A 10,747-nucleotide genomic window follows, 5' to 3' on the forward strand; every position below is an offset into this window, starting at 1 on the left:
TTAAGATTTTGAGTTCCCACTCGTGTGTCTTTCTGACGTTTTCTCTTTTTGACAGGTTACTTTCGTAACCCGCACGTTTGGTTTCTTTATCCAGTTTTCAAAGGTCTTTCATTGCCTCTCGCGAGACAACTTCTTTATTCTATCAAACTATCCGTTGCTTGTCAATAACTTTTTTCATCTTTTTTATTTTGTTTCTGACAACATTCGCTCGTTTTGAGAACTTTTATATATTACTATATCTTCTTGTTACTTGTCAAGCTAATTTTGTAACTTTTTCCAAATAATTATATCACCACTTTCAAGTGATTGTTGAACATCTATAATTCGTTGGTTTGAAGACCCTCTAAATTGTAACATGAGATTTCTTTTATTTCGGTCATACCTGCCATCAACAAGAATATCAATCATTTTTAACATCTCTAGCTTATCTTCAGTCTCCAGCATCATTTCTTCCCAAGTATAGCCTGTCCAAGACCAAATATCTTTGTTAGGCAATTCTGTCTTGATACGTTTTAAAAGAGGAATCAAAATGCCTGTGTTTAAGAAGGGCTCGCCACCTAGTAGTGTTAAACCTTGTACATACGGCTGAGCTAAATCTTCCATGATCCGTTCTTCTAATTCTTGTGTATATGGTATTCCGGCATTAAAAGACCAAGTAGCCATATTATAACAACCTTCACAATGGAACATGCAACCAGAGACATATAAAGAATTTCTGACTCCCTCACCGTCAACAAAATTAAAGGCTTTATAGTCTATTATTTTTCCTTGACTTAATTCTTCTGATTTCCATTCACCAGGTTTAGGATTGTTCATAGCTTTTTATCCAGTACCTTTCTGTTTCATCAATACTATTTTCGAAGACGCCACCGTTAGCTAAAATTACTGCCCGGCTAGCCTGATTATCTTGATGACAAGTCACCAAGATATTTTGAATATTTTTGGTGGCTGCAATGGCAATCGCTTCTTTCAACATCTTTTTAGCAATGCCTCGACCTCTTTTGCTTGGTCGGACAGAATAACCAATATGACCACCTGTTGATAGTAACTCTTGATCCAAACGCAATCTAATATTTAAAAAACCAAGGGCTTGATTTTGATCATCAAAGGCTACCAACTGAATTGCCGGGATGCCTTTTCCTAGCAAACCAGTTTCTTGTAAGAAATTAGATTCTATCCAGCCTTCAAATTTATCCTGATTGTTAGCAAAATTCCACAGTCCACTAGTTGAACTGTCGGCTTCTTGGTACTCTTCAATCATCTCCAAGATTGTTTTTCTATCAGCAACAGTTGGTCGTCGAATAATAAGATTATTCTGGTAAATTGACATTAAGCTCTCCATTCATTGCATTGGATTGGTTGATTTGATGGCAAAGCCAATGAGTTAACAAACTGGATTGAGGACTGACAGGATTTTGTTGGGTTTGAATAGCTTCAAGAAAGGTATCAATAATGTTTTCAAATCCCCTCTTGTATAGCGTCGTATCCCAAGAACTAAATTGTTTTTTCCACTGGTCTGTTTCTTTGAAAATTGTTAACTCATCTAAGTTTTCGAGATGATAGGTTTCTTCCGGTGTTTGAATTTCTATAATTTCTCGACGGCTACCTGACTGAAGATTCATGCCTATAATAGCAATTGACTGGTCTGTCTCGAGTATCACTGAAACCTGACTCAGGAGACCATTGTCTTTAATCACTTTAAAACGTGCTGAATTGATTTTGTCATCAAGTAAGTATAATGCTGTATCTAAAGGATGGATAAAGAAGTCAAACAGTTTAAATTGAAAATCTCCTACACGATTAACGTCATTTTTTTCAACGAGAATACGTCGTTTGTTCTGTAAATTTGTCATTTCAGTAATTCTAGGAGCAAAACGGCGATTAAATCCTGCCATTAAAAAAGTGCTGTTTTCTTGAGCTAACTGGTAGAGCTTTTGGGAAGTTTCATAGTCTTCTGTTAATGGTTTATCCATATAAACGGGAATCCCCAATGCCAAAAATTGACTAGCGATAGCAAAGTGAGCCTTAGTTGCCGCATGAATAAAAACACCGTCCAGCGGTTCTTTTAAAAGTCCTTCTAATGATTCATAAGTGGAAGATTGAGCAAATAGAATTGACACTTGCTGTCTGACATCTCTATTTCGTGTGAAAATATGCCACTCTATATCAGGTAATTGTCTCATATAAGGGAGATAAGCTTTTTGAGAAATTCCTCCAATACCAACAAGTCCTATTTTTAGCACATCATCTTCCTCCTTATCTTTATTTTTGTTTCATTTTAGCTTTTTTCAATAATTCCTGTGCACGCGCTTTTTTATCCGATTTCACTGTTGAGTGTTTTTCATGAAAGCGTTGAACGAGTGCTTTTCCTTTGTCATCTAACTGGTATTTTCCCACGATTTTCCCTTTCTTTTACAATGATGAGCCATTCATGTGCTTCACACGGGCTGAAATCTCTTTATGTCTCCCCTTAACCATCGGTCTCGCTTGTGGGTTACCAAGATAACCACAAGTTCTTTTGACAACATCTGCTGTTTTAGGATCAGTATTACCACAGTTGGGACACTTAAATCCACGTTCTGTTGGATCAAAATCCCCTTCAAAATCACAGAGATAACATTTATCAATTGGAGTATTGGTTCCTAAATAACCGACACGATCATAAGCATAATCCCATACAGCTTCAAGTGCTTTAGGATTTTGTTGTAGGACTGGATATTCACAATAATGAATAAATCCACCTGATGCTCCAGCTGCAGGGTAGTCTTTTTCAAATTCTAATTTTTCAAATGGTGTTGGATTTTTACGAATATCGTAATGGAAAGAATTGGTATAGTATTCCTTATCCGTAATGTCTTTAATAATACCGAATTTTTCCGTATCTAATCGGCAAAAACGGTCTGTCAAACTTTCCGACGGTGTTGAATAAACTGAAAAATGATAGTCGTATTCCTCAGACCAAGCTTCGCAGGCTTCCTTCATTTGTCGAATGATATCCAAAGTCAAATCTTTAGCAACTGGATTGGTTTCCCAGTTTGGACCATAAAATACCGTTGCTACTTCATAAAGACCGATATAGCCGAGTGAAACCGTTGCACGACGCTTATTAAAAATTTGATTAACATCTTCAGTTTTATCCAAGCGTTTTCCAAAAGCACCGTATTGATAGAGAATTGGGGCATTCGCAGGACTGGCTTCTCTGACACGATTAACACGGTAAACAAGGGCATCTTTAGCCACTTGCATTCTCTCTTTAAATAGATTCCAGAATTTATCGATATCCCCTGAAGATTCCAAAGCAATACGAGGTAAGTTAAGCGTCACTACTCCAAGATTCATACGTCCTGAAGTCACTTCCTGTCCGTTTTCATCTTTCCATCCCTGTAAGAATGAGCGACAGCCCATTGGCGCCTTGAATGAACCTGTTAATTCAATAATCTTGTCGTAAGAAACAATATCTGGATACATACGCTTGGTAGCACATTTAAGAGCCAGCTGCTTGATATCATAGTTAGGAGAATTTGGTTCTAAGTTCAATCCTCGTTTAACTGTGAAAATCAATTTTGGAAAAATGGCTGTCCGTTCTTCACTTCCTAAACCTTTGATTCGGATGTTCAAAATAGCCTTTTGAATTTCACGTTCAAACCAAGAGGTTCCTAAACCAAAGCCCAATGAAGTAAACGGGGTTTGACCATTTGACGTAAAAAGAGTATTGATTTCATATTCCAAAGACTGCATGGCATCATAAATATCTTTTTTGGTCTTTGCTTCTGCGTAAGATTCTTGTTTTCCTTCAATAACCCATTCTTTAGCCTCTTTTAAGTGTTTTTCATAATTTAACTGGGCGTAAGGGGCTAAAAATTCATCAACTCTATCTGCGGTACAGCCACCATATTGACTAGAAGCGACATTGGCAATGATTTGGGCAATCTGCGCTGTTGCTGTCTGAATGGATTTCGGACTTTCAACATCAGCGTTACCAATCTTAAAGCCATTGGCTAACATACCTTTAAAATCAATCAAACAGCAATTCGTCATTGGCGTATAGGGGCTATAATCTAAATCATGAAAATGAATATCCCCTCTTTGATGGGCATTCGCCACATGCTTGGGTAGCATTTTCAAGCCAATAGCCTTGCCGACAATCCCTGCTGTTAAATCACGTTGAGTATTAAAAACATCACTATCTTTATTGGCATTTTCATTGACAACAGATTGATCTTTACCAATTAATTTATTGATAGCAACATTAATATCCATTTCTTGATTTTTACGGTCATGTTTTGATGCTGCAAAATCTTGATAATCTTTAGCTAAATCTTCTTCTTGGTAATCTAATAATGTTTGAAGAGTCACTAATTGAATATCTTTTGTCTTAAGAGTTCCAGAATTATTTTTAGACAACGTATCTAAAATAACTTCCAAAATAGTATGAAATTTTTCTTTTGTTAGTGGAGAATGGGCAGCCATAGATTTTTCAAGACTAGCAATTAATTTTTGGATATCAAAGGTAACTAATCTACCATCATATTTTTCAATTTGTTTTAAATCTTGAATAGCTAAATTTGTTTCCGCTATTATTTCTTCTTGCATTGTCATAGAAAAGACCTCCTGATAGATGTTATTATGACACAAGGTCAATAAAAAATCAATATGTTGTGTCAAAAAAAAACAAAGACACAACATATTGATTTTATTTTAATTTATAGATAATGAAAGAGTTTATTCCCTTTACCTTAACTTGCTTATAATGTCTTGAAAAATTTTTCTCTATCGATTGATTAAGTTTCGTATCCTTTTTAATCATGACAAGTTCAGCATCGTCTTGAAGTAAACTGTCTTCTAGACTTTGCATATTTTTAGGCGTTACTGTGTACAAATATGGAAGTGAAAACTTCGATATAGATTGTCTTTCTGACTGCAAATAAACAGTAGCTTGATTATCCCAAATATAGACTTTTGATTCCTTATCAGTGTTTTTTGAGACAAAAGAAGCAAGGGTTTGTCGCTCATTTATTTTTTGTGATTCTAGATAATAGTGATAACATAGTTGGCCTACAACTCCAACAAGTAAAATTAAGGGGAATAAATAAGTTTTTGTAAAATAATTATAGAAAAACTGTTTAGCTAAAGATCCTCGTCTGTTGCGACGATGTGTTCTACTAGATAAGCTTGATTGATAATCCTTTATTAAACGAAGACTTGATAAGATGATACCTTGTACAATAACAAATAATAGATAATAACTATTAAAAGTTTGTGAAAGAATTGCATAAGCACTATAAGCAACAATGGAACTAATCAAAATGATTTTTACTGGTGTAAATTCATTCTTATAATTTCTCATAAAGCCAAGATAACCCCCCGAAAAGACGACAAGGATTACTTGGAAAATGGCACTGATTAGAAAATCTTCACGACCAGATTGAAACACCGTCAAGTTAAATAGAATTGGCTGCGCAATGTATTCTGCCAATAATTGCTCATTAAAAATGAAATAACCAATAATATATCCAATCAAGATAGTTCCAAAAATAAAACATAGAGCTTGATAAAATCCACGTGCCAAACGTTTTGACTTGATATTAAAAATCAGAATAGTAATTGTTGCAATTAACCAAAACACCAAAAGACGCGGTTCAATAAATAGCCCTACTGTACTTGTTAAACCAAAAATAATAAAACACTCATCTTTGACTCGATTTTTGAAATAAGACATTAAGAACCAAATCATACTCAGAAAGAATGGATACGCCCACTGAATAGGGTAAAGTCCTCCAAATCCTAGGATGAGGTTAAACAGATAAAACAATAAGTTCATGGCAACTGCCAGTTCACTTGAGTTTGTTAAATCAACAATAATCTTATACAAGTATCGTCCGGAAATATAATAAGCTAAAAAATGAATCCCAATTAGCCATAAATTAGTTCCCAAGAAGTATGACAAGGCTATCACTGCATAATATAAAAAACCGCCCGTTGCATAAATATCATTATAAGGCAGAACACCTTTTGACATCATTAAACCCGTATAGAGATTTTGCGTTTGTTCAACCGTTGAAAAATCTTTCACAACAGGTAATAAAATAGATATAGAGCTAACAATAGCACTCAAGAGGACTACATAAAAATGAGCCAATCCACCAATTTTAGTACTTATTTTTTCATCAACAGAATTTATCCCATCTAAGGGTATCGTGCTATTTTCCTGGTAACTTGTTGTCACTAGCGTTCTCCTTATTTTAACTTCATACAAAGTATAACAGAATTTACACGTTAGTCAATTTTTGCAAAAGTAAAGCATATTTTTGGATGTCTCTAAAACAGTGATAGTCTTTTTCTTGATAATGTTTTACAAATAGCTTTTCCTCTTCAGTTAAATCCAATGGTGATGTACAATTCATTTTCATCTTACTTATTAATTCGGAAAAATGTTACAATTTCTAAACTTCTAAGTCGCAAAAATAAGTCACAAAAAAAAACCGATTAAAAATCGGATTAATAACTTAATTTTCATCAATAAAACTATTAAATACTTCTTCAATCATATCCCATTCAACATCTGAATCTTCTGGAATTGGTTGAAGATCACCCTCTGTACCATCTTCATTTTCAGTAAATGAGTAGGCTTGGATTTCAATCTCACCGTTGTCATCTTCTTGCACTCCAGCTGGAACCAAAAGAACATAATTTTTACCAAACTCTTCCTTACCATCGATAGTAAGTAAAATTTCAAATAAACTTTCGTTACCTTGGTCATCAACTAAAGTAATAACTTCCGGTTCGTGGTCATGATTATGTTTGTCTGCCATCTTTTCTCCTTTAACTTAAAACATACGATCTAAATAGTTTTGCAAAATCAACTGCGCTGCTAATTTATCGATAACTTTTTTACGTTTACCGCGACTAATATCTGCCTGTTCAACTAGCATTCTCTCCGCCTGTACGGTTGTTAGACGCTCATCCTGATAATCAACGGGAAGTTCAAAACGTTCCTTGATTAAATCCCCATAAAGTTTACTTGCTTCTACACGTGGTCCCTCAGAATTGTTCATATTCTTCGGAAGACCTACAACAAACCTATCAACATTATATTCCGAAACCAATTCGGATAAACGTTCTAGCCCATACTCTTTATTTTCTTCGTCAATTGCGATAATTTCGATACCTTGAGCTGTAAATCCTAAAGGATCACTAACAGCTACTCCTACCGTTTTCGAACCAACATCTAGTCCCATTATTCTCATCAGAGTTCTACACCATTCTTAACAAGGTAAGAACGTACTAATTCTTCTACAATCTCATCCCGTTCATATTTTCTAATCTGATTTCGAGCATCATTATAACGTGGAATGTAAGCTGGATCTCCACTGAGAACATAGCCCACGATTTGATTGATTGGATTATAACCTTTTTCAGCTAAAGAATGATAAACATTTGATAGGGTTTCACTTATCTCTTTACGGTTAGCATCATCTAAATTAAAACGAACTGTTTCATCTGTAAATCCCATACTTACACCTTCTTTCTCACAAGCTTTTGATTGTTAATTATAGCATAGTTAACGCTTAAAGACAACTAAAATAAAACCTCCAACGCAACGTATGCATAAAGAAAATGAATGAAAGTACTTTCTAATTGCGTACATTTTTTCAAACTATTTTCGTATAGATATTTCTGCGTTTTCAGTGCCATTATGATAAATTTCACCATGAGAAATATAGTCTTTGTGAAAATACGTTACCTGGAGCTGAAACTTTCTTCATATCTTTATCGTGAACCTCCGAACACTTCGTATTGATTACTATATGATGTTAGAGTTTTATCTGACTTCATGATAAGATAAGAGTATGACTAAAAAAGAACTACGAAAAGAAATGATTTTGAAAATGAAAAATTTTTCAAAAAATATCCTGCAAAAGGATAGAGCCGATGCCATGCTGTTGGAAAAATTGGTATCTACCACTTCTTATCAAAATGCCAAGATTGTTGCAACCTATCTTTCAATGGTTAATGAATTTAACACTAACCTTTTTATCTCACAAGCTATTAAGGACAAAAAAACAGTTGTTATTCCAAAAACTTATCCAAATGGTAAAATGATTTTTGTAAAGTATGATAAAAATCAATTGCAAAAAACATCCTTTGGCCTTCTAGAACCCATCTCAGATTTAGAAGTAAAAAAATCTGAGATTGATTTTATCCATGTTCCCGGAGTTGCCTTTTCACCTGATGGCTATAGGATTGGTTATGGGGCTGGGTACTTTGATCGCTATTTAGCAGATTATACTGGTGATACCATCAGTACCATCTATCCATTCCAACTCCAAGACTTTAAGAAAGAGCCGTTCGATATTCCAGTTAGAAAACTATTACAATAATGTCTACATTAAAAAAATCACCTATTACCATCCTACTTATTGTCAGCATTTCCCTTGTCTTCTTTGGCATGCAAATTTTATATCCCGGGAATGCCGAAAGCGCCTATGTTATCTACCGCTTTGGTGGATTGATTGGCAGTGTCTTAAAAGAAAATACTTCTAATTTTTGGCGTCTTATTACACCAATTTTCGTTCATATTGGATGGGAACATTTCTTATTCAATACCATTACCCTTTTTTTCCTTGGACAATTATCTGAAAAAATCTACGGACATATAAAATTTTTAATCCTATTTTTTCTCTCTGGAATAATGGGAAATGTATTTGTCTTATTACTAACTCCTGAAGTTATTGTGGCAGGTGCGTCTACTTCGATTTTTGGTCTTTTCTCCGCAATTGTTGTCACAGGTTATTTCAGTAAAAATCCTACCTTAAGAAATCTCAGTAATACTTACAGAACACTGATTATTATTAATCTTATTTTTAATCTCACCACTCCCAATGTTAGTATTGTTGGACATCTCGGAGGTTTAATTGGAGGTATTTTACTAGGAATAGGATTGAGTCCTCAAAAAGAAACGAGCCTGTCTCTATTTCCTAAAATCATATCTCTAATTTTCTATTTTGTCGTTCTGATTAGTCTAATTATATTTGCTATAACACATTAATATAAGGAAAAAGTACCTATGCTCCGTTTTTTAATATCAACTGCCAAAGAAATGAATGAGGAAAAACCAGAAAATTCTAAAAAAAGATATTCTGATAATACTAAGAAAATTATTGACGAAATGTCACAAAAAGATTTGAGCGAACTATTCTCCATTTACCATTTCAAAAAAGAAGAAACTGTTCTAAAAGAGCAAAAACGCTGGCGTGATATCACTTCTGATACCAGTTTCTCCTATAAGGCACTTGATCTTTACAATGGTCTAATGTACCGTGCACTAAAAACAAATTTATCAAACGATGCCCAAAATTATCTAGAACAAACAACATTTATCACAACAGCATTATATGGTATTATTCCAATCTCTGAGTTTATCAAGCCCCATCGGTTGGATTTTAATAACTCCATATCAATCAATAATCAATCACTAAAAACACTTTGGAAAGAAAACTACGATAATTTTTTAAAATCACATAAACAAGAGACAATCATTTCACTATTGTCATCTGAATTTGAGAACATTTTTTCCGTTGCAGAACGTCAAAAATTAACTAAAGTTAGATTCTATGAACAAAACAGTTCAGGGAAATTAAAACAACACTCAACCATCTCAAAAAAAGGGCGTGGCTACTTCCTAAAAGCAGCAGCGATGGAAGAATGTCAAACCATAGAAGATTTAAAAAAACTATCATTCGAAGGCTACCACTTCAAAGACTCAAATGAACAAAACGAATTAATCTATATTCGAAGAGTCTAAAACAATGTAATCTAATCCAGCACTACATCATAAGTCATAACCACCAGCATAAATGAACTGAACCCCAAAAAATTGGACAAAAAATCTGTGAATGATTGGGGTGCAGTTCACAGTGCTAGTGTTTTTTATCTCTCTGAAATTTCCTTCAATTGTCTTAAGAGCTCACTACGTCCCTTGAAGCGTTCACCACTTAACAATAAGCCAACAAGATGCTTCTTTTGAACAGGTAATTGCTCGCGTAATATGAGTAGTTGTTCTTTCAAAATAACCTGCTCATCTATGCNTAAACCACCTTGAGAAATAGAGTGACTCAATGTTGAAACTTCTTCATAAGGCAAACGATTGAGTCGTCTCTTATCACTCTCTTGCGACCTCAACACATCCTTCAAGTAACTTGAAAACTTTGTTTTAAAACACGCAAAGAATAAAGAACGACACTCCAGACAAGATGGTTTGTCTTGAATCAAGCGAAATAAACAAATCATCCCTTCTTGTTCCCAATCAGTCACTTCCCAAAGATGAATATAGTACTGTCGCATAAACTTAAAAACAATAGGTCGAATTANCTGACACAACTCATCAAACGATAGTTCCTTTAGTGATTTATCATTAATCATATAATAACCTCATTTCTAATAATAAGATCATTATATAGGGCTTATAACCAGTCTACCATGACAAAAATGTCATATAAAATTCTTACAAGATGAGTCATAACCACCAGTGTGAATGAACTGCGCCCCAAAAGTTAGACAGAAAATCGGCTCATTGTCAACTGTAGTGGGTAGATGAAAAGCTAACACCTAGAGAGGACCAGATTGGGAGCCCACTGAAAAAGTCAAAGTTCTACAGTTTGACTGAAATGAAAAAAGAGGAATCTATCTCATAATTGGGGAGATTCCTCTTTGCTTTTCCTTATTTTTGATTTATTAGAGCCACAAT

General features: G+C 34.4%; 12 protein-coding genes. 3 read left to right on the forward strand and 9 right to left on the reverse strand.

All coding sequences use genetic code 11. The features are described from left to right. Positions 1 to 258: 258 nt before the first annotated feature. The 9 genes from nrdG to A3IA_RS0106830 all read right to left on the reverse strand — a co-directional run bounded on the left by nrdG (position 259) and on the right by A3IA_RS0106830 (position 7,513). Entirely contained in the window at positions 259 to 816 is a 558-nt protein-coding gene (gene nrdG, locus A3IA_RS0106790; protein WP_018380570.1) for an anaerobic ribonucleoside-triphosphate reductase activating protein, read from the reverse strand. Then, the gene (locus A3IA_RS0106795) at positions 803 to 1,330 is read right to left on the reverse strand and encodes a GNAT family N-acetyltransferase (RefSeq protein ID WP_018380571.1); all 528 of its coding nucleotides are present in this window, start codon (positions 1,328 to 1,330) and stop codon (positions 803 to 805) included. The genes nrdG and A3IA_RS0106795 overlap by 14 nt, the downstream gene beginning before the upstream one ends. After that, the gene (locus tag A3IA_RS0106800; protein ID WP_018380572.1) at positions 1,311 to 2,243 is read right to left on the reverse strand and encodes a Gfo/Idh/MocA family protein; all 933 of its coding nucleotides are present in this window, start codon (positions 2,241 to 2,243) and stop codon (positions 1,311 to 1,313) included. Before A3IA_RS0106800 ends, A3IA_RS0106795 begins: the two co-directional genes overlap by 20 nt. Before the next feature lie 19 nt (positions 2,244 to 2,262). Then, a complete protein-coding gene (locus tag A3IA_RS13560) occupies positions 2,263 to 2,397 on the reverse strand; it encodes a hypothetical protein (protein WP_018380573.1) in 135 nt (44 codons plus the stop codon). 15 nt (positions 2,398 to 2,412) lie between these two features. Continuing rightward, the gene (gene nrdD, locus A3IA_RS0106810; protein ID WP_425314537.1) at positions 2,413 to 4,686 is read right to left on the reverse strand and encodes an anaerobic ribonucleoside-triphosphate reductase; all 2,274 of its coding nucleotides are present in this window, start codon (positions 4,684 to 4,686) and stop codon (positions 2,413 to 2,415) included. Between the two features lie 7 nt (positions 4,687 to 4,693). Continuing rightward, positions 4,694 to 6,226, reverse strand: coding sequence for a hypothetical protein (locus A3IA_RS0106815; protein WP_018380575.1), 1,533 nt, complete (start codon positions 6,224 to 6,226; stop codon positions 4,694 to 4,696). A gap of 280 nt (positions 6,227 to 6,506) precedes the next feature. Next, on the reverse strand, positions 6,507 to 6,812 hold the full coding sequence (locus A3IA_RS0106820; RefSeq protein WP_018380576.1) for a DUF1292 domain-containing protein: 306 nt from the start codon (positions 6,810 to 6,812) through the stop codon (positions 6,507 to 6,509). Positions 6,813 to 6,827: 15 nt separating this feature from the next. Beyond that, complete coding sequence (gene ruvX / locus A3IA_RS0106825; RefSeq protein ID WP_026217605.1) at positions 6,828 to 7,247, reverse strand: Holliday junction resolvase RuvX; 420 nt, start codon at positions 7,245 to 7,247, stop codon at positions 6,828 to 6,830. Continuing rightward, a complete protein-coding gene (locus tag A3IA_RS0106830) occupies positions 7,247 to 7,513 on the reverse strand; it encodes an IreB family regulatory phosphoprotein (RefSeq protein WP_018380578.1) in 267 nt (88 codons plus the stop codon). The genes ruvX and A3IA_RS0106830 overlap by 1 nt, the downstream gene beginning before the upstream one ends. A 337-nt stretch (positions 7,514 to 7,850) precedes the next feature. On the opposite strand from A3IA_RS0106830, the gene A3IA_RS0106835 reads away from it, so the two are divergent. Genes A3IA_RS0106835 through yaaA form a run of 3 tightly spaced genes read left to right on the forward strand, consistent with a single transcriptional unit; the run spans position 7,851 to position 9,805 of the window. Further along, entirely contained in the window at positions 7,851 to 8,381 is a 531-nt protein-coding gene (locus tag A3IA_RS0106835) for a 5-formyltetrahydrofolate cyclo-ligase (protein ID WP_018380579.1), read from the forward strand. Next, the gene (locus tag A3IA_RS0106840; protein WP_018380580.1) at positions 8,381 to 9,049 is read left to right on the forward strand and encodes a rhomboid family intramembrane serine protease; all 669 of its coding nucleotides are present in this window, start codon (positions 8,381 to 8,383) and stop codon (positions 9,047 to 9,049) included. The genes A3IA_RS0106835 and A3IA_RS0106840 overlap by 1 nt, the downstream gene beginning before the upstream one ends. 18 nt (positions 9,050 to 9,067) lie before the next feature. Continuing rightward, positions 9,068 to 9,805, forward strand: a complete 738-nt coding sequence (gene yaaA, locus A3IA_RS0106845; RefSeq protein WP_018380581.1) for a peroxide stress protein YaaA — start codon at positions 9,068 to 9,070, stop codon at positions 9,803 to 9,805. Positions 9,806 to 10,747: the final 942 nt, after the last annotated feature.

This window comes from Streptococcus thoraltensis DSM 12221 (genome assembly GCF_000380145.1).
Taxonomy (GTDB): Bacteria; Bacillota; Bacilli; order Lactobacillales; family Streptococcaceae; genus Streptococcus; species Streptococcus thoraltensis.